This window comes from Micromonospora lupini, from assembly GCF_026342015.1.
GTDB classification, from domain to species: Bacteria; Actinomycetota; Actinomycetes; order Mycobacteriales; family Micromonosporaceae; genus Micromonospora; species Micromonospora lupini_B.
Genome location: NZ_JAPENL010000002.1, coordinates 662312 through 688757 on the forward strand (window position 1 = coordinate 662312; position 26446 = coordinate 688757).

The 26446-nt window shown below is 74.1% G+C and carries 22 protein-coding genes; 7 read left to right on the plus strand and 15 right to left on the minus strand.

Annotation, left to right across the window (positions count from 1 at the left end; all coding sequences use genetic code 11):
- Positions 1-35 precede the first annotated feature (35 nt).
- From OOJ91_RS17955 to OOJ91_RS17965, 3 genes are read right to left on the minus strand one after another with little or no spacing between them, the layout of a single operon-like run.
- Positions 36-1568, minus strand: a complete 1533-nt coding sequence (locus tag OOJ91_RS17955) for a pyridoxal phosphate-dependent decarboxylase family protein (protein WP_266246419.1) — start codon at positions 1566-1568, stop codon at positions 36-38.
- Positions 1565-3037, minus strand: coding sequence for an MFS transporter (locus OOJ91_RS17960; RefSeq protein ID WP_266246421.1), 1473 nt, complete (start codon positions 3035-3037; stop codon positions 1565-1567). Before OOJ91_RS17960 ends, OOJ91_RS17955 begins: the two co-directional genes overlap by 4 nt.
- Before the next feature lie 32 nt (positions 3038-3069).
- Entirely contained in the window at positions 3070-3384 is a 315-nt protein-coding gene (locus OOJ91_RS17965; protein WP_266246422.1) for an MGMT family protein, read from the minus strand.
- A gap of 61 nt (positions 3385-3445) precedes the next feature.
- On the opposite strand from OOJ91_RS17965, the gene proB reads away from it, so the two are divergent.
- Together proB and OOJ91_RS17975 are read left to right on the plus strand one after the other, a co-directional pair.
- Positions 3446-4555 (plus strand): glutamate 5-kinase, encoded by a 1110-nt coding sequence (proB, locus tag OOJ91_RS17970; protein WP_266246424.1) that lies wholly within the window; start codon positions 3446-3448, stop codon positions 4553-4555.
- An 11-nt stretch (positions 4556-4566) separates the two neighbouring features.
- Positions 4567-5808, plus strand: coding sequence for a glutamate-5-semialdehyde dehydrogenase (locus tag OOJ91_RS17975; RefSeq protein WP_266246425.1), 1242 nt, complete (start codon positions 4567-4569; stop codon positions 5806-5808).
- Between the two features lie 13 nt (positions 5809-5821).
- Here OOJ91_RS17975 and OOJ91_RS17980 read toward each other — a convergent pair whose 3' ends face one another.
- The 6 genes from OOJ91_RS17980 to OOJ91_RS34615 all read right to left on the minus strand — a co-directional run bounded on the left by OOJ91_RS17980 (position 5822) and on the right by OOJ91_RS34615 (position 14518).
- Positions 5822-6715 (minus strand): prenyltransferase/squalene oxidase repeat-containing protein, encoded by an 894-nt coding sequence (locus OOJ91_RS17980; RefSeq protein WP_266249748.1) that lies wholly within the window; start codon positions 6713-6715, stop codon positions 5822-5824.
- Positions 6716-6839: 124 nt separating this feature from the next.
- Positions 6840-8021: an adenylyltransferase/sulfurtransferase MoeZ gene (gene moeZ / locus OOJ91_RS17985; RefSeq protein ID WP_266246426.1), complete on the minus strand. Its 1182-nt coding sequence runs from the start codon at positions 8019-8021 to the stop codon at positions 6840-6842.
- 121 nt (positions 8022-8142) lie between these two features.
- Positions 8143-8979 carry a DUF3152 domain-containing protein gene (locus tag OOJ91_RS17990; RefSeq protein ID WP_266246427.1) on the minus strand — a complete coding sequence of 279 codons (837 nt, stop codon included), beginning with the start codon at positions 8977-8979 and terminating at the stop codon, positions 8143-8145.
- A gap of 90 nt (positions 8980-9069) precedes the next feature.
- Positions 9070-9930 carry a DUF3152 domain-containing protein gene (locus tag OOJ91_RS17995; RefSeq protein ID WP_266246429.1) on the minus strand — a complete coding sequence of 287 codons (861 nt, stop codon included), beginning with the start codon at positions 9928-9930 and terminating at the stop codon, positions 9070-9072.
- 5 nt (positions 9931-9935) lie between these two features.
- Entirely contained in the window at positions 9936-10910 is a 975-nt protein-coding gene (locus OOJ91_RS18000) for an alpha/beta fold hydrolase (RefSeq protein WP_266246430.1), read from the minus strand.
- A 23-nt stretch (positions 10911-10933) separates the two neighbouring features.
- Entirely contained in the window at positions 10934-14518 is a 3585-nt protein-coding gene (locus OOJ91_RS34615) for a hypothetical protein (RefSeq protein ID WP_439117074.1), read from the minus strand.
- 147 nt (positions 14519-14665) lie between these two features.
- Between OOJ91_RS34615 and OOJ91_RS18010 the strand changes: the two genes are divergently transcribed.
- Complete coding sequence (locus OOJ91_RS18010) at positions 14666-15304, plus strand: TetR/AcrR family transcriptional regulator (protein WP_039909051.1); 639 nt, start codon at positions 14666-14668, stop codon at positions 15302-15304.
- Between the two features lie 62 nt (positions 15305-15366).
- Positions 15367-15594 (plus strand): DUF3107 domain-containing protein, encoded by a 228-nt coding sequence (locus tag OOJ91_RS18015; RefSeq protein ID WP_266246431.1) that lies wholly within the window; start codon positions 15367-15369, stop codon positions 15592-15594.
- Positions 15595-15670: 76 nt separating this feature from the next.
- Here OOJ91_RS18015 and OOJ91_RS18020 read toward each other — a convergent pair whose 3' ends face one another.
- The gene (locus OOJ91_RS18020) at positions 15671-16321 is read right to left on the minus strand and encodes a ferritin-like fold-containing protein (RefSeq protein WP_266246432.1); all 651 of its coding nucleotides are present in this window, start codon (positions 16319-16321) and stop codon (positions 15671-15673) included.
- Between the two features lie 316 nt (positions 16322-16637).
- Here OOJ91_RS18020 and OOJ91_RS18025 point away from each other — a divergent pair, with 316 nt between their 5' ends.
- Complete coding sequence (locus tag OOJ91_RS18025; RefSeq protein WP_266246433.1) at positions 16638-18347, plus strand: DEAD/DEAH box helicase; 1710 nt, start codon at positions 16638-16640, stop codon at positions 18345-18347.
- Between the two features lie 89 nt (positions 18348-18436).
- The gene (locus OOJ91_RS18030; protein WP_266246434.1) at positions 18437-19603 is read left to right on the plus strand and encodes a class I SAM-dependent methyltransferase; all 1167 of its coding nucleotides are present in this window, start codon (positions 18437-18439) and stop codon (positions 19601-19603) included.
- A gap of 213 nt (positions 19604-19816) precedes the next feature.
- Here the strand turns inward: OOJ91_RS18030 and OOJ91_RS18035 are convergent, their stop codons facing one another.
- Positions 19817-20257 carry a hypothetical protein gene (locus OOJ91_RS18035; protein ID WP_266246436.1) on the minus strand — a complete coding sequence of 147 codons (441 nt, stop codon included), beginning with the start codon at positions 20255-20257 and terminating at the stop codon, positions 19817-19819.
- Between the two features lie 240 nt (positions 20258-20497).
- Between OOJ91_RS18035 and OOJ91_RS18040 the strand changes: the two genes are divergently transcribed.
- A complete protein-coding gene (locus OOJ91_RS18040) occupies positions 20498-20914 on the plus strand; it encodes a helix-turn-helix domain-containing protein (RefSeq protein WP_266246438.1) in 417 nt (138 codons plus the stop codon).
- A 111-nt stretch (positions 20915-21025) separates the two neighbouring features.
- On the opposite strand, the gene OOJ91_RS18045 is transcribed toward OOJ91_RS18040, so the two are convergent.
- The 4 genes from OOJ91_RS18045 to OOJ91_RS18060 all read right to left on the minus strand — a co-directional run bounded on the left by OOJ91_RS18045 (position 21026) and on the right by OOJ91_RS18060 (position 26433).
- The gene (locus OOJ91_RS18045) at positions 21026-21961 is read right to left on the minus strand and encodes a hypothetical protein (RefSeq protein WP_266246440.1); all 936 of its coding nucleotides are present in this window, start codon (positions 21959-21961) and stop codon (positions 21026-21028) included.
- On the minus strand, positions 21954-22184 hold the full coding sequence (locus OOJ91_RS18050; protein ID WP_266246442.1) for a heavy-metal-associated domain-containing protein: 231 nt from the start codon (positions 22182-22184) through the stop codon (positions 21954-21956). The genes OOJ91_RS18045 and OOJ91_RS18050 overlap by 8 nt, the downstream gene beginning before the upstream one ends.
- Before the next feature lie 379 nt (positions 22185-22563).
- On the minus strand, positions 22564-24693 hold the full coding sequence (locus tag OOJ91_RS18055) for a RecQ family ATP-dependent DNA helicase (RefSeq protein WP_266246444.1): 2130 nt from the start codon (positions 24691-24693) through the stop codon (positions 22564-22566).
- Positions 24694-24729: 36 nt separating this feature from the next.
- Positions 24730-26433: an AfsR/SARP family transcriptional regulator gene (locus OOJ91_RS18060; protein WP_266246445.1), complete on the minus strand. Its 1704-nt coding sequence runs from the start codon at positions 26431-26433 to the stop codon at positions 24730-24732.
- Positions 26434-26446: the final 13 nt, after the last annotated feature.

Below are 26446 nucleotides of genomic sequence, written 5' to 3' on the forward strand. Positions count from 1 at the left end.
CGGCGCCCCACCCCGTCGGGGTGGGGCGCCGCCGTTCAGTCGTCCGAACCCCAGGTGGGCCGTTGCAGCAGGCCGACGAACTCGACGAGCAGCCGTTCGCGCAGCGCCGGCGGGGCGGCGTCGAGCAGCGTGTTGACAAGCGCCATCCGCTCCGGCAGCGGGCCCGCGCCGGGTCCGTCGCCGCCACCGCTGCCTGGGCCACCGTCGCCCAGACCCAGTCCGGCGGCCAGGCCGACGACCAGGTCCGGGGTCAGCGCCTCGGGTGTCAGGGCGCCGACCAGGGCCGCCAGCTCGGCCGGCAACCGCACCGGGCCGGCCGCGTGGGCCGCCTCCACCGCCGCCGCCAGGTCCGGACCGAACTCGGCCACCCGGGGCGCGACCGAGGCGGTCACCGTGAGGTGCACGCTGGCCGGCAGCCCGGCGTACGACAGTTGGGGTTGGGTGTGCCAGCCACGCGCGGTCAGCTCGTCGACCAGGACGAACAGGTCGGGGCCGCCCTCGGTGGCGGTGAAGCAGACCACAGTGGACTCCGGCTCGGCCAGCAGCCGCAGCCCGTCGACGGCGCGGACCGCGTCGGCCAGGCCGGCGACCGCGTCCCGGGTGACGGCGGCCAACCGCAGGTAGCCGGCGTCGCCGAGGTGCCGCAGGGTGGCGTACGCGGCGGCGATCGGCCCGCCCGACCGGGTGGACGCGATGACCGGATTGATCATCGTGTAGCCCGGCCAGTCCGCGTACGCGAAGTACTGCGGGGCGCGCAGCCCGGCGTCGCGGTGCAGCAGCACCGACACGCCCTTCGGCGCGTACGCGTACTTGTGCAGGTCCACCGAGATGGAGGTGACCCCGGGCACCGAGAAGTCGAACGCCGGCACGGGCTCGCCGAGGCGACGGAGGTACGGCAGGGTCCAGCCGCCGAAACAGGCGTCGACGTGACAGCGCACCCCGGCGTCGGCGGCCACGGCCGCGATCTCGGCCACCGGGTCCACCACCCCGTGCGCGTACGAGGGCGCGGAGCAGGCGACCAGCACCGTCTCGGGGCGGATCGCGGCGGCGAGCGCGGCCGGGTCGGGGCGCAGCGTGTCCACCGATACCGGCACCACGTCCAGCGCCACCCGCAGGTAGTGCGCCGCCTTGGCGAACGCCGCGTGCGCGCTCGACGGCACCACGATCCGGGGTGCGGCGATCTCCGGGTGGGCGTCCCGGGCCGCCTTGACGGCGAGGATCAGCGACTCGGTGCCGCCGCTGGTGACGCTGCCGACCACGTCGGGCGCGGTCGTCCCCGGCCCGCCGCCGAGCACCCGGCCGGCGGCGCCGACGAGCGCGTTCTCCATGGCCAGCAGGGACGGGAACGCGGTCGGGTCGAGCCCGTTGACGTGGGCGCTCTCCCGGTGGGCGGCGGCCGCCAACTCGTCGAGCCCCGGAACCGCAGGGTCGTACACGTACGCGAACAGCCGTCCCCCGTGGGTGGGCCGGTCGCCCGCGCGCAGCCGTCGCACCTCCGCCAGCGCGACATCCGCGGCCACCCCGTCTCGGGACAGCGCCCCCGCCCCGACCGTGTTCTCGTCGATCATGGAGTTCTGGTGCCCTTCTCGATGCGGCCCACCGCCGTGAGGTGCTGGCCCTGCGCGGAGGCCAGGACGGCGGGGGTCAGGGTGTAGCGGCGCAGGAGCAGGATCGGGGGGCCCAGCAACAGGGCCGGGATGATCGTGAAGCCGAGGAGAACGCCCAGTCGCGCCGTGTCGGACTGCGCGGCGGCCGTTCCGGTGTCGGAGGAGACGTAGCCGGAGATCTGGAGCACCAGCCCGTACACGCCCGGGCCGAGGGCCAGGCCGAGCGTCTCCCCGGCGGTCCACAGGCCGGTGAAGACTCCCGCCTGCCGGCGGCCGGTACGCGCCGTGTCGTACGCGATGCAGTCCGGGAGCATGGCCAGCGCGAACACCTGCTGCCCCGCGTACCCGACGCCGAGGACCGCGACCACCAGGTAGACGACGACCGGTGGCAGCACCGGGGCGGCGACCAGGGCGAGCGCACCGGCGGCGAGGATCAGCCCGGCGGCGACCAGGGCGGACCGCTTGCCCACCCGGGCGCCGACGCGGGACCAGAGCGGCATCACCAGCAGCGCCGGTCCGACGAAGCAGGCGAAGAGCAGTGTCGGCCCGCTCTCCTCGTCGCGCAGGATCTGCCCGGCGAAGTAGTTGACCCCGGCGAGGATTGTCGCCACGCCCGCGGACTGCACCACGAAACAGACAAGCAGCGCCCGGAACGGCCGGTTGGCGGCGGCCACCGCGAGTTGGGCGCGCAGTGTCGGCTCGCTGGCGCCGACCACACCGCTGGGCGCGGACCGGGTGCCGAGGAACGCGCCGACCGCGCCGACGGCGATGAGCGCCGCCACGAACAGGCCCATCCAGCGGTGCCCGGGCAGCCCGTCGCCGCCGGCCGTCACGACCAGCGGGGCGACCGCGCCGGAGACCAGGATGGTCAGCGCCAGCACGGCGATCCGCCAGGTCATCAGCCGGGTGCGCTCGGCGTAGTCGTCGGTCATCTCGGCGGGCATCGCCACGTACGGCACCTGGAAGAAGGCGAACGCGGTGGCCGTGGCGAGGAAGGCGAGCGCCACGTACGCCGCAGCGGCCGGCCCGTTGCCGAACGGTGCGGCGAAGATGGCCGCGAAGAGTACGGCGAGCGCGAGACCGGCGACGAGCAGGTACGGCCTGCGGGCGCCCCAGCGCGACCGGGTGCGGTCGGAGATCCGCCCGGCGACCGGGTTGACCAGGACGTCCCAGGCCTTGGGCAGCAGCACCAGCAGGGCGGCCAGCCCGGCGGCCACGCCCAACGTGTCGGTCAGGTACGGCAGCAGCAGCAGGCCGGGCACGGTGCCGAACGCGCCGGTGGCCAGGGAGCCGAGCGCGTATCCGGCGTGCACCGGGCGGGGCAGCCGACCGGTGGCAGGCAGGCTTGTCACGTCGGGGCCGGTGGTGGGCGAGTCGGCCACGTCGGGGCCGGCGGCGGGCAGGCCGGCGGCACCCGGCGGCTGGTTCATGGGGCCGAATGTTACTCACGTTATGCCGGAGGTCACATCCCCTCCTCCGGCGACCAGCCCGCCCGCGCGATGTCCACGCCCTCGCCGCGCAGCGGCACCCCCTCGGCCCGTAGCCGCGCCCGCGCCTCGCGCTCGTGCCCCGGTGGCAGCCGCCCCGCCGCGGTCACCACGCGGTGCCAGGGCACCGAGCCACCGTGCCGGGACATGATGTTGCCGACCAGCCGCGCGGAGGAACGCCCCGAGCGCTCGGCCAGGGCGTCGGCTACCGCCCCGTACGACATCACCCGACCCTCCGGGATCCGCTCCACCAGGTCGAGCACCGCCTCGACGTACTCGTCAGGAGTCACAATCGGCCACCATATGGGAACGGCGGCGGGCGACGCGGGCGTGACCACGCAGAATGGGCGGGTGCGCGACGCAGTCACGGCCGCCCGACGGGTCGTCGTCAAGATCGGATCCTCCTCGTTGACCACCGCCACCGGCGGACTGGCCGACGAGCGCGTCGATGCGCTTGTCGACACCCTCGGACGGCTCACCGCCGAAGGACGCGAGGTGGTGCTCGTCTCGTCCGGCGCCATCGCCGCCGGCCTGGCCCCGCTCGGGTTGACCAGGCGTCCGCGCGACCTGGCCACCCAGCAGGCCGCCGCCAGCGTCGGGCAGGGCCTGTTGATCGGCCGGTACGCGGCCAGCTTCGCCCGGCACGGCCGCACCGTCGGGCAGGTGCTGCTCACCGTCGACGACGTGACCCGACGCGCGCACTACCGCAACGCGTACCGCACGCTGCGCAAACTGCTCGACCTGCACGCGGTGCCAATCGTCAACGAGAACGACACGGTGGCCACCGAGGAGATCCGGTTCGGCGACAACGACCGGCTGGCGGCCCTGGTGGCCGCGCTGGTGCACGCCGACCTGCTGGTGCTCCTCTCCGACGTGGACGCCCTCTGGACCGGCGACCCGACCCGCCCGCACTCGACCCGGATCGCGGAGGTCCACAGCGACGAGGACCTCGCCGGAATCACCATCGGCGGCGCCGGCCGGTCCGGGGTCGGCACCGGAGGCATGGTGACAAAGGTCGAGGCGGCCCGCATCGCCACCGGCTTCGGCATCCCCGTGGTGCTCACCGCCGCCGACCTGGCCGCGGCGGCGCTTGCCGGCGACCCCGTGGGCACGCTGTTCCATCCGCAGCGGCAACGCCCGACCGCCCGGCTGTTCTGGCTGGCCCACGCCACCTCGCCCCGGGGGCGCCTGCACCTGGACCCGGGCGCGGTGGCCGCCGTCGTCGGACGACGCAAGTCGCTGCTGCCCGCCGGCATCACCGCCGTGGACGGCACGTTCACCGCCGGGGACCCGGTGGACCTGGTCGACACCGGCGGCGCCCCGGTCGCCCGCGGCCTGGTCAACTACGACGCGGTGGAGCTGCCCGGGCTGCTCGGCCGCTCCACCTCCGAACTCGCCGCGGCGCTCGGCCCGGCGTACGAACGGGAGGTCGTCCACCGCGACGACCTCGTCCTGCTGTGAGGAGTGCTGGCATGAGCGTGAGCGAGCAGGCGCGACGGGCGCGGGACGCCGCCGCCGACCTGGCCACGGCCACCCGTACCGCCAAGGACGCCGCGCTGGTCGCGATGGCCGACGCGCTTGTGGCGCGTACACCGGAGATCCTGGCCGCGAACGAGACGGACCTGGCGGCCGGCCGGGAGGCCGGGCTGAGCGCGGCCGTCCTGGACCGGCTCGCGCTCGACGCGGGCCGGGTGGCCGGCATCGCCGACGCGCTGCGCCAGATGGCCGCGCTGCCCGACCCGGTCGGCGAGGTGGTCCGCGGGTCGACCCTGCCCAACGGGCTGGAGCTGCGCCAGATCCGGGTGCCGTTCGGGGTGGTGGGCATCATCTACGAGGCACGTCCCAACGTGACGGTCGATGCCGCCGGGATCTGCCTGAAGTCCGGCAACGCGGCCCTGTTGCGCGGGTCGTCCTCGGCCGCGCACTCCAACGCCGCGCTGGTCGCGGTGCTGCGCGACGCGATCACCGACGCTGGTCTGCCTGCCGACGCGGTGCAGTTGCTCGACGCCAGCTCCCGCGACTCGGTCAAGGAGCTGATGCGCGCCCGAGGGCTCGTCGACGTGCTCATCCCGCGCGGTGGTGCGTCGCTGATCCGCGCCGTGGTCGAGGAGTCGACAGTGCCGGTGATCGAGACCGGGGTGGGCAACTGCCACGTGTACGTGGACGCCGCCGCCGACCTGGCGAAGGCCGTCGCGGTGACGTTGAACGCCAAGACGCAGCGCCTGTCCACCTGCAACACGGCCGAGTCGCTGCTGGTGCACGCCGACGTCGCGGACGCGTTCCTGCCGCCGGTGCTGGCCGCGTTCGCCGAGGCGGGCGTGACGGTGCACGGCTCCCCCGAGGTGGCCGCGTACTCGGCGGCGGTGGTTCCGGCCACCGACGAGGACTACGCCACCGAGTACCTGTCCGCCGACATCTCGGTGGCCGTGGTCGAGTCACTGGACGCGGCTGTCGCGCACATCCGCCGCTTCGGCACCGGGCACACCGAGGCGATCCTCACCGACTCGGCGAGCGCTGCCCGCGAGTTCGTGGCCCGGGTGGACGCGGCGGCGGTGATGGTGAACGCCTCGACCCGGTTCACCGACGGGGGCGAGTTCGGCTTCGGCGCGGAGATCGGCATCTCGACGCAGAAGCTGCACGCCCGCGGCCCGATGGGCCTGCCCGAGCTGACAAGCACCAAGTACGTCGTCACCGGGGACGGGCACCTGCGCTAGGGCCTGAGCCCGGCTACGGGGCGGCTCCGGCCGGCGGGCGGCAGGCCCGGATCGCGGACAGCGTGGCGTGCACGTCGAACTGGTGACCGTCCTCGCTCTCCCAACCACCGTCGCTGCGCTGGGTCTCGGCGAGCCGCCGCAGAGCCCGCACCATGATCCAGTCGTGCAGGTCGATGCCGACCCGGCGCAGCGTGGCCGCCAGCCAGGCCACGTCGCCCGGCGACATCGCGGACATCCGTTCGGCGAGCACCACCTGGATCCGCGCCGACTCCTGGAACATGTCCTGACGGTGCAGCACTGCGGCACTCAGCCAGCCGGCGGCGAGGAACGACGGCCAACTGCCGTCCGGGCGCAGCCGCGCGACGATCGACTGGGCCGCCGCCTGCACCACACCGGCGTACGCCCCGCCGACCCGGTGGTCGAGCGGGCCCGAGGCGCGGGCGTCCAGGCCGGCGACCGTCAGCCAGAAGCCGGCGTTGGCGGTGAGGAAGAGTTTGGCCTCCGGATCGCCGGGACGGGCCCACTCCGGGGCAGCGCCGGTCAACGACAGGTCCTCGTCCCAGCCGCCGTCGGCCTGCTGCCGGGACGCCAACCAGTCCAGCGCCCGGCGGGCGGCGGGACGGCCCAGCGCGCCCAGGTCGTCCAGCTCCGAGAGCCGGAAACAGGTGGCGTCGACCGAGGCGACCTCGCCACCCCAGGTCGCCGGCCAGCCGCCGTCCGGCGACTGGCCGACCTCGGCCGTCTCCAGCAACTCCGGCGGCACCGGGGTGCCGTTGCGCAGCCAGGAGAGGCGGGCGCGTTCCACCGCGTCCCCATGCGCCACGACGAACCCGATCGCGGCTTCCAAGTCGACCACGGCGGAGACGCTACCTGCGCAGACACGATCCCGCCTCGGGGAATCGGCCAGCCGGAAATGGCTGCGTCGCTCCGGCCGGATCGCCACACGGAGCCAACTGCGTCGATTTACCGCCGGAGGCGGGGCGCGGAACGGGACCGGGGCGGCGCGGTGTGGCGTCGCCCCGGCGGACCGGTCAGTACGCGGGCAGTGACGGGTCGATCTGCTTGATCCAGGAGAGCACGCCGCCCTGCACGTGTACGGCGTCGCGGAACCCGGCCGCCTTCAGCGCGGCGAGCGCCTCCGCCGAGCGGACGCCGGACTTGCAGTGCAGCACGATCTGCCTGTCCTGCGGGAGCTTCGCCAGCGCCTCGCCGGAGATGATGTCGCCCTTGGGGATGAGGGTGGCGCCGGGGATCCGCACGATCTCGTACTCGGCCGGCTCCCGCACGTCGACGAGGAAGATGTCCTTGCCGGCGTCCTGCCACTCCTTCAACTCCAGGGCGGTGATGGTCGAGTCGAGCGTCGCCTCCTGGGCCTCCTCGGAGACCGCGCCGCAGAAGTCCTCGTAGTCTTCCAGCAGGTCGGTGACGCTCGGGTTCTCGCCGCAGAGCACGCAGTTCGGGTCCTTCCGGACCTTGATCTTGCGGTACTCCATCTCCAGGGCGTCGTAGACCATCAGGCGGCCGACAAGCGGCTCGCCGATGCCCGTGAGCAGCTTGATGGCCTCGTTCACCTGGATCGAGCCGATCGACGCGCAGAGCACACCGAGCACGCCACCCTCGGCGCAGGACGGGACCATGCCGGGCGGCGGCGGCTCCGGGTAGAGGCACCGGTAGCAGGGGCCGTGCTCGGCCCAGAACACCGACGCCTGGCCGTCGAAGCGGTAGATCGAGCCCCAGACGTACGGCTTGCCGAGCAGCACCGCCGCGTCGTTGACCATGTACCGGGTGGCGAAGTTGTCGGTGCCGTCGACGATCAGGTCGTACTGGGCGAAGATCTCGCGGACGTTCTCGCGGTCCAACGCGGTGTTGTGGATCTCCACGTTGACCAGCGGGTTGATCTCGCGGATCGACGCGGCTGCGGACTCGGCCTTGGAACGGCCGATGTCGGACACGCCGTGGATGATCTGACGCTGGAGGTTCGACTCGTCGACGGTGTCGAAGTCGATGATGCCGAGGGTGCCGACCCCCGCCGCGGCGAGGTACAGCAGGGCGGGCGAGCCGAGGCCACCGGCGCCGACACAGAGCACCCGGGCGTTCTTCAGCCGCTTCTGGCCGGTCACCCCGACGTCCGGGATGATCAGGTGGCGTGAGTAGCGGCGGATCTCGTCAACTGTCAGCTCGGCGGCGGGCTCGACGAGCGGGGGCAACGACACGGTGGACTCCCCGGGATCGGCGGTGTGAACCGCGCCATTGTTGCTCGCCCGGGCCGCACTCGGCCATGAGGGAGGACACGTGGCCCGCGATGCGGGAGGGGAATAACTGACGTCCGGTCGGTCAGGGGACGATGTCGCCGGCGTAGCGACGGCCGTCGAGGTAGGGCCAGGCGTTGGCCACGCAGCCCCGCAGCCCGTACGTCTGCTGCTGCATCACCGGAGCGGGCTCCCCCGGGCCGGGGCACGCCTCGTGCTCCTCGCCGAACTCGTGGCCCACCTCGTGGTTGACGACGTAGGTGCGGTACGTCTCCAGCGGGGCCCCGTAGTCGGGCACGGCCTCCTGCCAACGGGCCAGGTTGATGATGACCTGGCCGGGCAGCCGGCAGGAGGTGTAGCGCTCGGTGGTCAACCCGCCCTCGGCGCACATCCGCTCCGACGTGACCGGGGTGGCGAGGTAGACGGTGAAGTCCGCGACGTCGGCGTCGGCCACCCGCTGCACCCGCAGCTCGCCGGAGGCTGTCCAGCTACGCGGGTCGGCCAGGACCTCGTCCACCCGCGCGGCGAACGCGTCGGCGTCCTGACCGCTGCCCCGCTCGACCACGACCCGGTAGCGGCGCAGCGGTCCGTCCGTACCGTGCACTGATGTTCCCCCGGCGGCGGCAGTGAAGCGTCCCGCGCCGACCGACGGGTAGCCGCTTGGCAACACCGGGTGGGCCTCCCCGCCGCCCAGGCCCATCCCGCCCTGGGCCGGGGCGGGCGGCACGTCGGCAGGCGGTTCGTCGCCACGCGTCGCGGTCACGCCGACAGCGGTCGCGGTGGCGGCCACGAGCAGGCCGAGCAGCAGGCTGCGGCGTCGGCGGCGGCGCATCCGCACCAGCGTGGGACGCACACCCTCGTACGCCGACCCCTCGGGCGGGTCGGGCGGCACGGGTGGGCCGTAAGGGGACGACGGCGTCATGACATCCAGCCTGCCAGATTATGCCGGCAATTCTCCGCTTTTGCCGCTATAGACGCAATGCACCTGATTCCGGCGCTTGGCGGCGGTGGGTCAGAGAGCCGGGCCGGCGTAGCGCCGACCATCGACGTACGGCCACGGGTTGACGCGGCACCCGTTGAGGAAGAGGGTCTGCTGCATCATCACCGGCGCCGGACGCCCCGCGCCCGGGCAGCGCTCGTGCCGGTGCCCGAGCTGGTGACCCACCTCGTGGTTCACCACGTACGTCCGGTAGACCGCCAGCGGCACGCCCGCCGACACGTAGTGCGGCACCGACAACCGCCACCGATCCAGGTTGATGATCACCTGGCCGGGTGCGCGGCAGGAGGTGTACGGCCGCCCGCCGATCCGGATGTCCACGCCACCCTCGGCACACATCCGGCCCGCCGTACGGGCGGTCGCCAGATAGACCGTGAAGTCCCGGGGAGCGTCCCCCGGGACCTGCTGCAACCGCAGCCTGCCGCTGTCGACCCAACTGCCCGGCCCGGCGAGCGCCACCCGGACGGCCTGGGCGAACGCGGCGACGTCCTCGTTGCTGCCCGACTCGACCGCCACCCGGTAGCGGCGCAGCTCACCCGCCCGACCCAGCACCGGGCCGGAGTGGTCGTCGTGACCGAACCGGCCGGTCCCCGCGGTCGGCACCGCACCGGGCATCCGCAGCACAGGTGACGGGCTCGGCGACGGGCTCGGCGAGGCGGCGGAGGCGGTGGCGGTGGCGGTGGGCGACGGATCCACCGACGGCGGCAACTGTCCGCCCACCAGCGGCGGCGGAGCGACCTCCTCGGCGGTCAGCCGATCGGCTGGCACGCCCGGACGCTCGGCGATCACGGTCACCGCCGCGCCGACCGCCAGCACCACCGCCACCAGCTGGGCGACAAGTGCGAACCGGCGGCGGCGGCGAACGGAACTGACCATCCCGGTCAGCCTGCCAGATCGGACGGCCGAGCGGCCTCCTCCGTTTCGGCGAGCAGGCCGACCACCGCCCGGGCGACCAGCCGGGGAACCTCCAACTGCGCCACGTGACCGACACCGTCGAGCATCAGCAGGCGGCTGTCCGGAATGACCCGGGCGGTCTGGGGCGCGACGCGGACGTCGACCAGCCGGTCCTGCCGGCCGCCCACCACAAGCGTCGGCGCGCGCACCGCCCCCGCGAGCCGCCACAGCGAGCCCGCCCCCGGCAGGTACGCCCGCAGGAAGCTGGAGACCAGCCCACGGAACGTCCGGACGTACGCGGCGGCGTAGTGCTCCGCCTCGTACCGGACCCGGATCTCCTCCAACGCCTCGGCCCGACGCTGCGCGCAGATGCGGCTGAGGTCGGCGACGCACGCCTCCAACACCTGCTCGGCCATCACCTCGGGCGCGAGTTGGGTGAGGTGCCGGGCGACCAGCCGCTCACCCCGGGGGATGACAAGCACGGGCAGCATCCGTCCCTGCAACGACCGCCGGAAGTCCAGGAACGGCAGCGCCGGAGAGATCAGGGTGAGGGTACGGACCAGGTCGGGTCGCAGCCCCGCCACCTGGACCGAGACCGCGCCGCCCAGCGAGTTGCCGAACAGGTGGACGGGCCCCCGACCGGAGTGCTCGATCCACCGGATGACCAGGTCGGCGAAGGCAGGGATGGTGTAGCGCGGGCCCGGCTCGCTGCGGCCGAACCCGGGCAGGTCGATGGCCTGGCCGTCCAGCCGGTCGGCGAGCAGCCCGGCCAGGTCGGTCCAGTTCTGCGACGAGCCACCCAGCCCGTGCACGTACAACGCCGGCTCCGCGTCGACGCTCGTGGCCGGAGTGTCCCGCACATAGGTGGCGACGCCGTCGAGGCGGACCTCCCGGCCCGGCCACGGCGGCGGAACACCTACCTCGGGGAGGAGGTGGTCCGGCCAGAGGGAGGCGCGTTTCATCCTCCCAGTCTGCCTCGGACCACTCAGGACAGCAGCGCCTCCAGTCGGCGATTGACCGCCGCAAGCGTCGCCCGGACCACCGCCTGTCGCGGGTCGCCGGCCACCAGGGCGGAACCGGCGAGCTGCTCGACCCAGCCCTCGCAGACAAGCAGCACCACCACCGTGGCCACCTCGCAGTTGCCGAACGGCACCACCGCCGCGTGCTCGACGAAGCAGCGGCCACGCTCGGCGTTCTCGGCGCCGCGCAGCAACTCGTCCACTGCGGCGGCCGCGGCCACCGCACAGAGACGAAGCACGTAACCGTCCACCGCCGGCCCGGTCGCGTACCCGGCGGCGTTGTCGTCGCCGGCCAGCAGCCGAACCTCCACGTTGGCGTCCAGACCGAAGGTGCTGACCTGCACGTGGTCGATGACCACGCGCGGCCCCGGCACGCCGCCGGTTTCCAGCGGTCGGGAGGGCGCCGACTCGGTCGTGGTCACCTGACCCCCGGAGTACGACGTACCGACCGTCGCCGGGCTGCCGGTGGCTCCGCCGGTGGGGGCGGCCGAGACCGAGCCGGGCTCCTCGACGGTGGCGCGGCCCCGGTGCGGAGCACCAGCCCGCCGTCGACGTGCCGCGTCCGCCCCGACCCACTGCTCCGGGCCTGCCGGCGCGGCCTCGGCGGTACGCGGTTCCGCGCCGGTGTCGCCCGGCTCGGCTACGCGTGGCTCCGCGGCGCGCGGCTCGACGGCGGCGCGCGGCTCGACGGGTCGTGGCGCGGCAGCGCGCGGCTCGACGGCGCGCGGCTCGACGGGTCGTGGCGCGGCAGGGCGCGGCTCGGCGGCGCGACGGCGGACCGGCGGGGCCGGCGTGGTGGGCAGGCCGGGCACGTTCTGCGGGGCTGCGGCGAGCCCCATCCGTTCCTGGAGCAGCCGGGCCACCTGTCGACTCACCTCGGCCGGATCGGCACCGTCGGCCAAATCCAGCCGGAGGCTGTGCGCGCCGGCCGGGGTACGGCGCAGGGCGGCGTCCCGGACGCCGGCCACCTCCCGTACGGCGTCCAGGATCGCGTTGACGTCGAACCCCTCGGGACGCTCCCGCAACGGAGCGGGCTCGTCGTCGCGACGCAGGTGGGTGGCGATGCGAGCGAGTTCGGGGGTTTCGGCGGGCTCCACTGCTGGCGGCTCCGGCACAACGGGCACGTCCGGTTCCGCGGGGACGCGCTGCGGCAGCACCGCCGACGTGTCGGGCCGTCGTCCGCCGTCGGCGGGCTCGGCCGACGACGCCGGGTCGGGGGCGGATCGGCGGGCCGCGTAGGGAGGGGCGGACGCGGGTGACGGCCGGTCGTGACGCCCGGGGCCGCTCGTGGCGGAGGCCGGACCGGCGCCAGTCGAGGGAGCCGGCGGACCGGCGGAGGCAGGACCGGTCGCCGTCGGGGTGGCAGGGGTCGGCTCGGCGGGTGCGGGCTCGGGCGGCTCGGGGGTCGCCGGGCGGAGCCGGAACGGTGCGGTCGGCCGGACCGGGCCTGTCGACTCGCCCGCGTCGCTCGCCCGGGGAGAGGTCGCCGGCCGGGTGGCCGGCCAGGACGGACGTTCGGCGGGGGCTGCCGGAATGCGCCCCTCGGACCAGTCGGGTAGCTCGGCCGCCACCGGTGTCGGCGATCCACCGACCCACGAGGGCCGCTCGGCCACCGGACGGACCGGTGCCGCTGGTGGCGGCGCATCGGTCAACGTCGGGGGTGGGCCGGCGGGTGCCGGAAGCGGCGGATCGACAGACCTGGGCGGATCGGCAGGTGCCGGGCCGGCCCAGGACGGGCGCGTACTCGCAGGCGCGCTGGCGGGCGTCGGATCGCCCGCCCAGGACGGACGTGACGGCGGGGCACCTGTCGGCGCCGGATCGGAGCCGCCGGCCCAGGAGGGTCGGGGCGGCGGCGGGAGGGCCGATGCCGGGCCGGCCCAGGACGGACGCGGCGGCGGCGCGCTGGCCGGTGTCGGGTCCGACCCACCGGCCCAGGAGGGGCGCTCAACTGCAGGCGGGCCACTGGTCGGCTCGGCACGGGCGGCACTGCCTGACGCAGCCCCAGCCCACGAAGGGCGTTCGGCGGCTGGCGGACCGCTTGACGGCTCACCACTGACGCTGCCCGACGCCGACCCACCAGCCCACGACGGACGGTCAACGGCCGGAGGGCCACTGGTGGGAGCGGGGCCACCGGCCCAGGAGGGACGCTCGGCGGCGGGCGACGGGGTGCGTGGGGGCACGGGCGGGCCGCTGGTCGGGGTGGGGTCCGTGCCGCTCACGCGGGGCGACGGGTCGGCCGGCGCGCGGATCGGGGCCGGCGCTGCCCAGGACGGGCGGTCCGCGGGGAGCCCGCTGGTCGGCTCGGGCGTCGGCCCACCGGCCCAGGAGGGACGCTCGGCCGGCTCCGGTCGGGAGGCCACCGGAGGCCCGCTGGTCGGGGTCGTGGCCGGACGTTCACCGGCCCAGGACGGGCGCGGGGGCGTGCCCCGGCCGGCGTCCGCCTCTGCCTGCGGGGCGTCCCTGGTGATGTCGTACGCGCGAGGCGGCTCGGCGGGCACCGGCTCGTACGGACGGGTCGGCTCGGCCCGCACCGGCTCGTACGGCAGGTTGGGCTCGGCGACCCAGCCCGGCGTGGACTCGTCCCGCGTCGGTCGACCGGCCGGCTCGCCGTCCTGGCGGGACCAGGGCGGGGCCCACCCACTGCCCCAGCTCGGGCGGTTCCAGCTCGGGCCGGACCAGTCCGGCTCGATGGAAGAGGACTCGCCGGCCCGGTGCGTGTCCCCGGTGGGGCGCTCCGGCTCGGAGTCGTCGCCGCGCCCGGGCCCGGCCGATGCCTCCGCGGCGAGCGGGGCCCGCCAGTCGCGCGACACGGCAGGTTGGTCGTCGACGGCCGACCGTTCGCCGGTGGGCGCGCGGAGACCGGGCGGAACCTCGAATCCCGAGGCGGCCGTGCCGACGGGCGGCACCTGGATGGAGGCTGGCGCCGTGCCGGGCAGACTGGGGTCGGCCCAGCGGACGCTGCGCGGCGCGGCAGGGTCGGCGGTGGAGTGCCGGGACGGGTCGGCCTCTCCCGGCCCCTGCTCCACGGCCGGTGCGGGACGCTGGGCGGGCACCACGAGCCGGCCCGTGCCCACGTCGGGTCGGTCCTCGTCGGGCCGCACGGGCGGCGCGCTCACAGGCGTCAGGCGGCCGGACGAGCCCCCGCCGCCAAGGTGCGCGACGCCGTTGATCTCCGCATCGCCGTGGCGGACGCCGTTGCGCTCGCCGTCGCCGTTGCTCTCGCTGTCGCTCTCGATCTCGGCCTCGTCGTGGTGGACACCGTTGGTGTGGTGGTGACCGTTGACCCGGGCCTGCCGCTCGGAGTCACCGTTCAGCCCGGGCAGAGGCGCGGGCAGATCGCCATGCCTCGTGGAGGAGGTGCGCCAACCCGACGCGGGAGGTTGCTGCCACGGTGGCACCTGCTCCCCGGCCGGCTCGCGCTCGGCAGACGGTGACCACCCGCCCGTCGAGGGCGCCCACCCGCTGCCGGGGCGGCCCGGGTCGTCGTGCTGACCCGTTCCGTCACCGTGCTCTCCCGGGGTGGCGGCTCCGGGTTGCCCTGTTTCACTCACCGCGCGCTCCTTGGTCGCCCTCGCTGAGGCTACCGTGTGGGGAGAGTGGCGATAAGTTACAGCGGCGGGCCATTTCCACGACGCGGTCGAGGGCCGCCCCGATCTGGGGGGAAAATGCCGGCCCGTACGGAGAACTCGGAGGATCCCATGACCGCTGTGGGGAACGGCGCACAGACCGCTGGCAGGCCCACCCGCCTGCCCCGCTCCGCGCGCCGTAAGCAGCTGCTCGCGGCGGCGCAGGAGGTATTCGTCGCGCAGGGCTACCACGCCGCGGCGATGGACGACATCGCCGAGCGGGCCGGGGTTTCCAAGCCGGTGCTCTACCAACACTTCCCGGGAAAGATGGACCTCTACCTGGCCCTGTTGGACACGCACTGTGACGCCATCGTCGCTCAGGTGCACGAGGCCATGCGCGGCACCAGTGACAACAAGGAGCGGGTCAGCGCGTCGGTGCGCGCGTACTTCGACTTCGTCGATCACGAGAGCGAGGCGTTCCGCCTCGTCTTCGAGTCGGACCTGCGTAACGACCCGGCGGTGCGGCAGCGGGTGGAGCGGGTCGAGCAGGGCTGCATCGCGGCGATCACCGACACCATCATCTCCGACACCGGCGTGAGCCGGTCGCACGCCGAGTTGCTCGCCTCCGGGCTGGTCGGCGCGGCCGAGACCGCCGCGCAGTTCTGGCTGGCCGGTGGCCGGCAGGTGCCGAAGGCGGAGGCCGAGGCCCTGGTGGCGGCGTTGTCCTGGCGGGGCATCGCGAGCTTCCCGCTGCAAGGTGAGTCAGCCTGACCGCCGACCCCGTGATCGGATAGCCTTCGCAGGGCGGTTATCGCCCCAGTTGAGGAGGCACAGTGGAGGTCAAGATCGGCGTGCAGTACGCGCCGCGCGAGCTGGTAGTGGACAGCGCGCAGTCGCCGGCCGAGATCGAGCAGATCGTCACCGACGCCTTCGCCGGCAACGGCGGCACGCTCTCCCTGACCGACGAGAAGGGCCGACGGGTCATCGTTCCGGTCGAGAAGGTCGCCTACGTCGAGATCGCCGAGGCGTCCCCGCGATCGGTCGGTTTCACCGTTCGCTGACCGGTCCGGCCGTCGCGGCAGGTAGGCGTTTCCAGGCCACCTGCCGCGGGCCGGTTCCGCACCCGACGGGTGGCGGTCAGTTGTTCAGCCCGGCGACCGCCATCCGCGCGGTGTGCGCGGCGGTGAGCCTCCCGAACAACCCCGGCACGTCGACCCGGTCGCCCCACGCGATCAGCGCGGTGAGCGCGGCCCGTTCGGCGGCGACGCGCCCGGCCTGGGACAACGCCTCGCCAACCAGCCGCCGGGCCCACATGGAGAGCCGACCGGCCACCCGGGGATCCTCGGCGACGGCCCCCCGGATCTCGGCGACGGCGAACTCCGCGTACCGGGAGTCGTGCAGCACGTCCAGCACCAGCGCCCGGTCGGGCTCGTCCAGCGCGTCGGCGATCTCCCGGAGGAAGTCGTCGGTGATCGCGTCGCCCACGTACGCCTTGGTGACCACCTCCGCCCAGTCCCGCGGCTCAGTGGAGTCGTGGTACGCCTGCAACGGCTGCACGTAGGGCGTCATCGCCTCCTCCGGCGGCAGGCCCAGCGCGGTGAGCCGGTCGGCGAGCCGCCGGTAGTTGCCGATCTCGGCTGCGGCCATCTGGCTCAGCGCGGCGCGTCGGTGCAGGTCGGGGGCGAGTCGCGCGTCGCCGGCCATGCGTTCGAAGGCGAGCAGCTCACCGAAGGCGACCAGGCCCAGCAGGGCGGCGACGGCGGGACCGGGGGTGGTCGGCGCGGACACGAGCGCAGGCTACCGTGCGGAACGGGAGCCGCGTGGCCCGCGCGGGGCACGGACGAGCACCCGAGGAAGTGTGGCGCAGGTCACATCCAATGGCCCCGCGTGGCGGCTGGCCGACCGGGAATCGGGACGTGAGCTTGCCTGTTCAGGTAGCATAGAGCAGTTGCCGTGGGCGCCGATCTGATCGAAGCGCAGCCCGCGGCGCGCGTGCGGCCCGGTCCGGCTCGGCAATCTGCCGCCGACCGTGTGGCCCGCGTCATACCGAACGCGCCCTGAGGACATGACGGGCGCACCCACGAGAGGGCACCCCCACATCCAGATGAGCGACCTGACTCAAGATCTGTTGGACGGCCAGGAACTGGCCCCCACCGCCCCGGTCCGACCCGAGGCTCCCACCTTCGCCGCACTCGGCGCCCGCGAGGAGACCGTCGAGGCGCTGGCTGCGGCCGGCATCACCCGCGCGTTCGCCATCCAGGAGTACGCGATCCCGATCGCCCTGCGTGGCGTCGACCTGATCGGCCAGGCGCCCACCGGCACCGGCAAGACCCTCGGCTTCGGCGTGCCGCTGCTCGACCGGGTCTTCGCGCCCGGTGAGGGCAGCGACGGCGTGCCGCAGGCACTTGTCGTCGTCCCCACCCGCGAGCTGGGCATCCAGGTCGCCAAGGACCTGGCCGCCGCCGGCCGGACGCGCGGCGTCCGCGTGCTGCCGATCTACGGCGGTGTCGCGTACGAGCCGCAGATCGACGCGCTGCGCAAGGGCGTCGAGATTCTGGTCGGCACCCCGGGCCGACTGATGGACCTGCAGAAGCAGAAGCACCTCCGACTGGACCGGGTGCACGCGCTGGTCCTCGACGAGGCCGACCGGATGCTCGACCTGGGCTTCCTCGACGACGTCGAGAAGATCCTGGCGATGCTTCCGGAGGACCGACAGACGATGCTCTTCTCGGCGACCATGCCGGACCCGATCGTCACCCTGTCCCGGCGCTTCCTGCGCCAGCCGATGACGATTCACGCCGGGCACACCGCCGAGACCGGGCCGTCGCCGCAGACCGAACAGTTGGTCTACCGCACCCACTCGATGAACAAGGTCGAGGTGGTGGCGCGCATCCTCCAGGCGGAGGGGCGTGGCCTGACCATGATCTTCACGCGCACCAAGCGGGCTGCCGACCGGGTCGCCGAGGATCTCGACTTCCGCGGGTTCGCGGTCGCCGCGGTGCACGGTGACCTCGGCCAGGGTGCCCGCGAGCGGGCGCTGCGGGCGTTCCGCGCCGGCAAGATCGACATTCTGGTGGCCACCGACGTGGCGGCCCGTGGTCTGGACGTCACAGGCGTCACCCACGTGATCAACTACGACTGCCCGGAAGACCAGGACACCTACACCCACCGGATCGGTCGTACCGGCCGGGCCGGTGCCACGGGTGTCGCGGTGACCTTCGTCGACTGGGACGACATGCCCCGCTGGCGGATCATCGACAAGACCCTCGGTCTGGAGATGCCGGAGCCGCCGGAGACGTACCACACGTCGCCGCACCTCTACACCGACCTGCACATCTCCACCGAGGTCAGCGGCACTCTGCCCACTGCCGAGCGCACCCGGGCCGGGCTGTCCGCCGAGATCGAGGAAGACCTGGGCGGGACGACCCGTTCCCGCCGGGGCGACAGCGGTGGCCGGGGTCCGCGACGCGGTGAGAGCCGGGGCGACGGCCGCGGCGACGGCCGGGGCGAGCGCCGTGGCCGGGGCGACGGCCGCCGGGACCGCACCGACGCCGGCACGCCGGCCGCCGAGGCACCCACGGACGCCGCTGGCGACGACGCCAGCCGCACCCCGCGCCGCCGGCGTCGCCGCCGGGCCGGCGAGACGGTGGCGGGCGAGCCGACCGCGGTGATCGCGGCCGACACGGCACCGGCCGAACCGGCCTCCGCCTCCGCCGCGACCGCCGAGGGCGAGGCAGCGAAGCCGCGCCGCCGCCGGCGTCGCCGTGGTGGCGGTTCCGGCGCGGGTACGCCGGCCGAGGCGACCGCGGACTGACGAAGCGAGATTCCCTCGACATCCCCCGCACCGCCTCAGCGCGGTACGGGGGATGTCTCCTTCCCACCCCACCTGCCGAAGATGGAACGATGCCGGAACCACTGGATGCCGCCCTGACCGAGGTTCGTGCCCTGCTGCTCGACCCCGCGTTGACCCGGGCGGTCGCCGCCGGGCGTCGCCGCGGACACCGTCCCACGGTCGTGCGGGCCGAGCTGCGTCCGGTGACGCTCAAGGCCGGCCCCCGGTTGCAGATCGCCACCTCCGACGGCGCACGCCCGTACACCCGCAACGTCGCCCCCGGTCCGGAGGCCGCCGTCGCGGTCGACGAACTGCTGGCCGAGCCCTTCGGCAACTGGCACGTGGAGACGGCCGACGCGACCCTCCAACTGCGGGTGACCAAATCCGGTGAGGCGCAGGTGCACCGGGCCGCGACGACACGGCCGGCGGCGACGCCGGGCGGAAACGACCGGGCCAAGGAATACCTGCTCGACCCCGGCGACCCGATCTTCGCGGAGATCGGCGGCTCGGCGGCCAAGCGTCGCCAGGTCGACGCGTTCCTCCGGGCCCTGGCCGCGACCCTGCCCGACGACCTGACCGGCCCACTGCGGGTGGTCGACCTGGGCTGCGGCAACGCCTACCTGACCTTCGCCGCGTACCGCTACCTCGCCAGTCGGGGGCTCGACGTCGAGCTTGTCGGCGTGGACGTCCGGGAGGACCAGCGGCGGCGCAACACCGAGCTGGCGCAGCGACTGGGCTGGGCCGACAAGGTCAGCTTCGTCGCCGGCACGATCGCCGAGGCAGTCGTCGACCCCGCCCCGGATCTGGTGCTGGCGCTGCACGCGTGCGACACCGCCACCGACGAGGCCCTGGCCCGCGCGGTGCGCTGGCAGGCCCGCTGGGTGCTGGCCGCGCCGTGCTGCCACCACGACCTGGCCAAGCAGCTCCGCGCCCAGCCCACCCCGGCGCCGTACGACCTGTTGACCCGGCAGGGCATCCTGCGCGAACGCTTCGCCGACGTGCTCACCGACGCGCTGCGCGCGGGGCTGCTGCGGGTGCACGGGTACCGGGCCGAGGTGGTGGAGTTCGTCGACTCCCAGCACACGCCCCGCAACCTGCTGATCCGAGCCCGCCGTGGCGGCACCGGCGACCCACGACTGTCGGAGTACCGCGAACTCGTCGACCAGTGGCGGGTCACGCCCCGGCTGGAGACACTGCTCGCCGCCGACGAGCCACCCACCACCCGGGCGGGTAATTAATAACCTGGCTCGGGCGATGGGCGCGGCCAGCGGCCGGCAGCCCGCCGGCGGCCTGTGGTGACCGTCGGTCACCTCCGTGGGGGCGGATGCGGTCGTGAGCGGTATACCTCAGAGTCATATTCATACCTCTGCGGTATACCGCTCACCAGCACATCGACACGGCCGACAGCCACAGCGGATGACAAGCCCCCTTCGCCGCAGGGCGCCTCGGCTTCAGCGTCGGCGGTCGCCGTTGTTGCCCCGGTCCCGGACGCCGGAGCGGTCGAAGACCGACACCCGGTCCCCACTGCGCACGGTCGACCGGTCGTCGTCGCCCGCAGTGCTCGGGAAGGGCACGACCTTTCCCGAGCTCTCGGCGTTGCCGGCGGCCGTGAACGCGTTCCAGGAGATGTCGACGAGCAGCTTCTTCGTCTCGGCGTGCCGGATGGCCGCATTGCGTTGCAGCGCCATCCGGGCCCCCAGCACCACCGCGGCCAGCGTGGTGGTGATCGCGCCGGTGGCGGCCAGCACGTGGGTGCCGGTGGCCGCGTCGGTGCGGAGCACCAGGACCAGCAACCAGATCCAGAACGCGGCGGCGAAGACGCCGGCCTTGGCGACGAAGAAGAGGCTCACCGCACCGGGCTGGTACGGCTGCGGACGGCTCGATTCGGCCATGGTGCTCCTCGGCGGTGGTCCGGGCGAACGCGGCACGCGCGTGTGCGCCGTGCCGGGACGGGCACCGAGCTTAGTGGAACAACGACGATGATCGCTCGGTGGCGGTACGAATACTGCCCGCGTCGGAGTCTCATCCATGGGACAGTTTGTGCGGTCAGTCAGTGGTTTCCGGTTCCCGGCGTACTACGCTCGGGAGGCGCATCTTCCCAGTGCTCGGCCGGGAGGGAAAGACATACCGGGATGGGTTCCGCAGACGTGTCACCGCAGATGGCGTTCGCCCGCTTTGTCCGGCGTGCCATCGACGACGCTCGCGACGAGCGCGGCTGGACCGTGACTGATCTTGCCTCGCACACGGGTGTGGGCCGCTCCACCGTGTTCCGTTGGCTCGCCGGCGACTGGCAGGATTACCCCGAGCTGGCCAAGGTGCGCGGCTTCTGCGCCGCACTGGATCTGCCGGTGGCTGCCGCGTTCCGCGCCCTCGGGCTGCCCGACACGGGCCCGGCGACCCGGCGCCGCAGCGATGACGGCCCGGTCGAGGCCGACGTGCGGGCGATCCTCGACCGACTGGCCGATCCCTCAGTCCCGGCCGAGGAGAAGCACCACATCCGCGACCTGCTCCGCTACCTGGCCCGCCGCCCCACCCGCCGCGCCGGCTAACCACCCCCACCCCACCCACCCCCTCGTGTGTCGATCATGAAGTTGTTGCCGCCCGAGACACGCCGACGCGGGCGGCAACAACTTCATGATCAATGGAGGGGGCGGGCGGGGTCAGGCGACGGTCAGGGTGAATTCGGCCGTGTGCACCTGGTCGGCCACCTGGAAGTCGAGGTAGAGGCGGTAACGGCCCGGGCCCGGGATGGTCAGCCAGAACTTCACCTGGCCGTCGGCCAGCTCCGGTTCGGGGTGCACGTGCAGGTAGCCGAGGTCGCCCTCGCGCAGCGCCACCAGGTGGCCGTACGCCCCGAGGTAGCGCTGCAGCACCGCGCCGCCGTCCGCGCCGTCGATCCGGAGGGTGAGCGGCACCGTGACGCCGACCTGCGGGCTGCCCTGGTAGCCGACGGTGAACCCGTCCACAGTCGTCGAGGTGGCCGCCGCCGGCAGCGGACGAGGCTGGTATCCGCCCGGCACTACCAGGTCCACGCCGAGGGTGAGGGCGCTCTGGGCGCCGTTGTCGGCGACCACGGTGAAGTCGGCGTACGCCCGCCAGACACCGGGCTGAGGGAGGGTCACCGGCACCGCCCAGGTGCCGTCGGCCGCCATTGTCGGGTGCAGGTGCTGGTAGCCCGTCAGGTCCCGACGGACCACGATGAGGTGCATCGGCTTGTCGTGCACGATGGCGAACCGGGTGACCGGGCGGCGTTGCACGTCGCGTACCTGAAAGCGGAGCTGCCCGGGGCGGCCGACCGGGAACTCGGTGGCCAGGGGGACGAGCGTGTATCCGCCCGAGCTGACCGACAGGCCGCCGGGCTCGGCAGCCACGCCCTGGTCGGCGCCGGCCACGGACCCGTGATCGTGGGCCCCGGTGCCCGGCGGGTGGGTGTGGTCGGCGGTCAGCGCCGCAGCGCCGCTGACGCCGCCGGTGGCGGGGGTGCCGTTCATGCGGCCGAGGCCGAAGCCGAGCAGCACGGCGAGCACCAGCCCGCCAACCACGAGCGCCAGCCGGACGGTGCTCCGGTCCGGCGTGACGGCGGTCTGCTCAGGCACCGCCAGCGTCCAGCACGTAGCCGGCCTCGTCGACTGCCGCCCGCACCGACTCGTCGGGCAGCGGGCTGTCGCTGGTCACCGTCGCGGTGCCGGAGGCCAGGTCGACCTGGACCTGCCGCACACCGGGCAGCGCCGACAGCTCGTCGGTGACCGCGGACACGCAGTGCGCACAGGTCATGCCGGTGACGGCGTACGCGCGGGTCACGGGCTGCTGATCGGTCATGCCGCCACCGTACCGCCGCGCCCGGCCTGCCCCGCCCGACGCCGGGGCGGCGTGGCGACCGTCGCAATCCGCGCGGCCCGGGAACTTTCCGCCCCGCACCCGAGCCGGCGGACCGCTGGCCCCCGCCGTCCACCCCACGCCGGCCCAGAGCCCCGCCCCGCGAGCACCCTCTGGCCCCGGAGGCCGGCCCACCAGCACCGCCGGGGCCAGGACCTCCGGCCCGCCAGCACCGCCAGCGCCACCAGCCCGCCAGCACCGCCAGCCCGCCAGCACCACCGGCACCGTCAGCACCCCCGGCCCGCCAGCACCGCCAGCCCGCCAGCACCACCGGCACCGCCAGCCCGCCAGCACCGCGAGCGCCACGAACGCGAAGGGCGGCTCAGCCGGCCACGGCGAGAGCGAGCGGGAGCACATCCGGAGCGCCGGCCCGCCGCAGCGCGCGGGTCACGATCGTCATCGTCCAACCCGAGTCGACCAGGTCGTCGACGAGCAGCACCGGCCCCTCCAGCGCGGCCAGCGCGTCGGCCAGGTCGGCCGGAACGGTGAAGGCGTCGTGCAGCGCGCGTACACGCTGGGCGCTGTTGCCGCGCGGCCCGCCGGCGCCGCCCGGACCTGTCGGTGTGACCGCGCCGAGCAGCGGCAGCCGACCCACGGCGGCGATCCGCTCGGCCAGCGAGCCGACCAGCCGGGGCCGACGGCGGGAGCCCACCGCGACCACCCCGACCGGGCGGCGGGGCCACGGGTCGTCGCCGTGCGCCCACGCCTTCAGCACCTCGACCACCGCGCCGGCGACGTCGTCGGGCACCGGCACGTCGGGCGCCTCCGGGCCGACCAGATCCCGCAGTCGGCCGCCCCAGCCCAGGTCGGACAGGCGCCCGACCGCGCGGCCGGGGAGCGCCTGCTCGGCGGGGGCGATCCGGCCCTTGAGAGGGACGCCGACCGCGTCCAGCCCGGTCGGCCAGAGCTTCTTCGGGGCGATCTCCACGCCGGGACGGCCCAGGAAGGTCTGCGCGGCGGCGAGCGCTGCCGTCGACACGTCGGCGGCGAAGAGCGGGTCGGCGCACCTGTCACACCGGCCGCAGTCGGTCGCGGCGGTGTCGTCCAGGCGTTCCCGGAGATACCGCATTCGGCAGTCGGTAGTGGTCGCGTACTCCCGCATGGCCTGTTGCTCGACGGTGCGCGCCTCGGCGACGCGGCGCAACCGGACCTCGTCGTAGACCCAGGGCTCGCCGGTGGCGAGCCAACCACCGCGCACCCGGCGGACCGCGCCGTCCACGTCGAGCACCTTGAGCATCAGCTCCAGGCGGGCCCGGCGGAGGTCGACGAGGGGTTCGAGGGCCTGGGTGGAGAGCGGGCGGTCGGTGTGCAGGGCCGCCAGCACGGCCCGGACCTGCTGCTCCGGTGGGAACGCCAGCGAGGCGAAGTAGCGCCAGATGGCGGCGTCCTCGGCGCCGGGCAGGAGCAGCACCTCGGCGTGCTCGACGGCACGGCCGGCGCGGCCGACCTGCTGGTAGTACGCGATCGGCGAGGGTGGTGCGCCGAGGTGGACGACGAAGCCCAGGTCGGGCTTGTCGAAGCCCATGCCGAGCGCACTCGTCGCGACCAACGCCTTGATCTTGTTGTCGAGCAGGTCCTGCTCGGCGGCCCGCCGGTCGGCGTCCTCGACCTGCCCGGTGTACGAGGAGACCGGGTAGCCCCGGGAGCGCAGGAACTCGGCAGTCTCCCCCGCTGCCGCGACGGTGAGCGTGTAGACGATGCCGGAGCCGGGCAGCTCGTCCAGGTGGTCGGCGAGCCACGCCAGCCGGTGCGCCGGGCTGGGCAGGTCGAGGACGCCGAGCCGCAGCGACTCGCGGTCCAGCGTGCCGCGCAGGACGAGCGCATCGCCCAACTGCTCGGCCACGTCCTGGGTGACCCGGGCGTTGGCGGTGGCGGTGGTGGCCAGCACGGGCGTGCGCTCGGGCAGGTTGGCGAGGAAGGTACGCAGCCGCCGGTAGTCCGGCCGGAAGTCGTGCCCCCAGTCGGAGACGCAGTGCGCCTCGTCGACCACCAGCAGCCCGGTGGTCGCGGCCAGCTTCGGCAGCACCCCGTCACGGAAGTCCGGGTTGTTGAGCCGTTCCGGGCTGATCAGCAGGACGTCCACCGAGCCGGCCTGGATCTCGGCGGTGATCTCGTCCCACTCGTCGAGGTTCGCCGAGTTGATCGTGCGAGCCCGGATGCCTGCCCGCGCGGCGGCCTCCACCTGGTTGCGCATGAGGGCCAGCAGCGGCGACACGATGACCGTGGGCCCGGCCTGGTCGGCCTGCCCGCCGTCGCGCAGCAGGGCGGTGGCCACGAAGTAGACAGCCGACTTGCCCCAACCGGTGCGCTGCACGCAGAGCACCCGTCGCCTGTCGACGACCAACGCCTCGATGGCCCGCCACTGATCCTCGCGCAGCCGGGCGTGCTCACCGGCCAGCCGGCGCAGCACCGCCTCGGCCCGCTCCCGTACCGCCGCCCGCTCGTCGCCCATCCGGCATTTCTACCAGGGGCGGCGGACAACCCACTGTCAGCGAGGCCCGGCCTGCTCCGCAGCCCACGGCCCGAAGGCCCCCGCCGGTGTACCGGGTGGCGGCAGGAAGAGCAGGACGCCGCGAAGCGAATCGGTCACCGCGAGCGGCAGCGGGCAGCGCGACGCCAGATCCTCCATCGAGGCGTACGGGCCGCGTACCCAACGGTCCATCGCCACCTGCCGACGTTGCGCGTCGGTAAGGCCCGGCAGGGCGGCGAGCACGTGGTCGGGTACGGCGTTGACGTCGATCAGTCCGCCGTCGTCGAAGGCACGGGCCAGGTCCGGGCGGCCGATGGCGAACTCCTGGCGGGCTGCGGGGTAGCGGTGCAGCAGGTTCCGTGCCTGCTCCCGACGCACCCGTCGCTCCTCCTCGTACGCCTGGGCCTCGACCGTCCGGCCGGTAACCCGTCCCCAGACCCAGCGGTTGAGCAGGATCACGTGCACGGCGCCCCACAGCCAGCACACAGCGAGGAGCCCGAGACCGAAGAACGCCTCCGCCGCCGAATCCTCCGTCTCCAGGTCATCCGTGTTGATCATGTAGGCCAGCAACGACCCCGCGAGGAAATAGCCGAACGCCACGAGGCCGAGCCGCCGACTCCGCCGCCGCACCGCGTACGGCGCCATGGCCAGCCAGGTCACCATGCCGAAGGACAGCAGCGCCAGACTGGCGCCGGCGACGGTGGCCGTGGTGCTCACCCAGGTGGGCAACGGGTGCGGGTCCCGTCGCGCCGGCTCGGCCCGCACCGCGGGAGGCGGGCCCGCGGGCAGACCGCCCGGTGCCGGGTGCAGCGGCGGCGCGAGGTCCGCGTAGGGCGGAACCGGGGGCGGGGCGATCACGCCCGGTCGCGGGGCTGCGGTCGGGGGCGCTGCTGTCTCCACGTCTCGCGCGGAGCGGGCCGGGGCGGGCCATTCCGCTTCGGTAACGCCGGCGGTCAGGGTCGGGTCGGCGCGCAATATCCGCCCGTGCAGCTCGCGCAGCGCCGGACCGGGGTCGATGCCGTACTGCTCACGGAGCAAGCTGTCGATCTCCCCGTACGCGGCAAGCGCCTCGGCCTGCCGTCCGCTGCGGTAGAGCGCCACCATGTAGTGGTGGCGCAGCCGCTCCCGCACCGGGAACTCGGCCACCAGCTCGACCAGCTCACCAATCAACTCGCGATGCTGCCCGCGGGCCAACTCCAGCTCCACACGGGTTTCCAGGGCGACCGCCCGCAGTTCCACCAGACGGTGCCGGGCAGCCGCGAAGAATCCCGCGGGGATGCCCGCGAACGGCTCCCCCTGCCACAGGTCCAATGCTGCGGTCAGCTCAGCCAGCGCCTCGTCCGTACGCCCGGCCGCGTGCCGCTGGCGGGCGGCCTGCACGCCCCGTTCGAAGCGGACCGCGTCCACCGCCTCGGGATTCACCCGCAGCAGATAGCCGGCGTCGGTCAGGCTGAGCACCTGTCCCGGCGTACGCGGCGAACGATCAGGTTCCAGGACCCGGCGCAGTCCCGCCACGTACTTCTGCACGACGTTGGGGCCGTTCGCGGGCGGCTCCTCCGGCCAGACCGCGTCGACGATCTGCCCGGTGGACACCGGGCGGCCGGCGGAGAGCAGCAGCACGGCGAGCACCGCGCGCTGCTTACCCGGACCGAGGTCGATCTCCCGGTCGGCGTGCCAGGCCCGCTGAGGCCCGAGAATCTCGAAACGCAGCTGTCCTGACATGCGAGTTTCCGCT

Excerpts from the sequence above, each read along its gene's own strand:
- OOJ91_RS18060 (WP_266246445.1), bottom strand. The coding sequence starts at position 26,433 with ATGTCAGGACAGCTGCGTTTCGAGATTCTCGGGCCTCAGCGGGCCTGG.
- OOJ91_RS18035 (WP_266246436.1), bottom strand. The coding sequence starts at position 20,257 with ATGGCCGAATCGAGCCGTCCGCAGCCGTACCAGCCCGGTGCGGTGAGC.
- OOJ91_RS17955 (WP_266246419.1), bottom strand. The coding sequence starts at position 1,568 with ATGATCGACGAGAACACGGTCGGGGCGGGGGCGCTGTCCCGAGACGGG.
- OOJ91_RS17990 (WP_266246427.1), bottom strand. The coding sequence starts at position 8,979 with ATGACGCCGTCGTCCCCTTACGGCCCACCCGTGCCGCCCGACCCGCCC.
- OOJ91_RS18030 (WP_266246434.1), top strand. The coding sequence starts at position 18,437 with ATGCCGGAACCACTGGATGCCGCCCTGACCGAGGTTCGTGCCCTGCTG.
- OOJ91_RS18000 (WP_266246430.1), bottom strand. The coding sequence starts at position 10,910 with ATGAAACGCGCCTCCCTCTGGCCGGACCACCTCCTCCCCGAGGTAGGT.
- OOJ91_RS17975 (WP_266246425.1), top strand. The coding sequence starts at position 4,567 with ATGAGCGTGAGCGAGCAGGCGCGACGGGCGCGGGACGCCGCCGCCGAC.
- OOJ91_RS17995 (WP_266246429.1), bottom strand. The coding sequence starts at position 9,930 with ATGGTCAGTTCCGTTCGCCGCCGCCGCCGGTTCGCACTTGTCGCCCAG.
- OOJ91_RS18025 (WP_266246433.1), top strand. The coding sequence starts at position 16,638 with ATGAGCGACCTGACTCAAGATCTGTTGGACGGCCAGGAACTGGCCCCC.
- OOJ91_RS18010 (WP_039909051.1), top strand. The coding sequence starts at position 14,666 with ATGACCGCTGTGGGGAACGGCGCACAGACCGCTGGCAGGCCCACCCGC.
- OOJ91_RS17960 (WP_266246421.1), bottom strand. The coding sequence starts at position 3,037 with ATGAACCAGCCGCCGGGTGCCGCCGGCCTGCCCGCCGCCGGCCCCGAC.
- OOJ91_RS18050 (WP_266246442.1), bottom strand. The coding sequence starts at position 22,184 with ATGACCGATCAGCAGCCCGTGACCCGCGCGTACGCCGTCACCGGCATG.
- OOJ91_RS18055 (WP_266246444.1), bottom strand. The coding sequence starts at position 24,693 with ATGGGCGACGAGCGGGCGGCGGTACGGGAGCGGGCCGAGGCGGTGCTG.
- OOJ91_RS18040 (WP_266246438.1), top strand. The coding sequence starts at position 20,498 with ATGGGTTCCGCAGACGTGTCACCGCAGATGGCGTTCGCCCGCTTTGTC.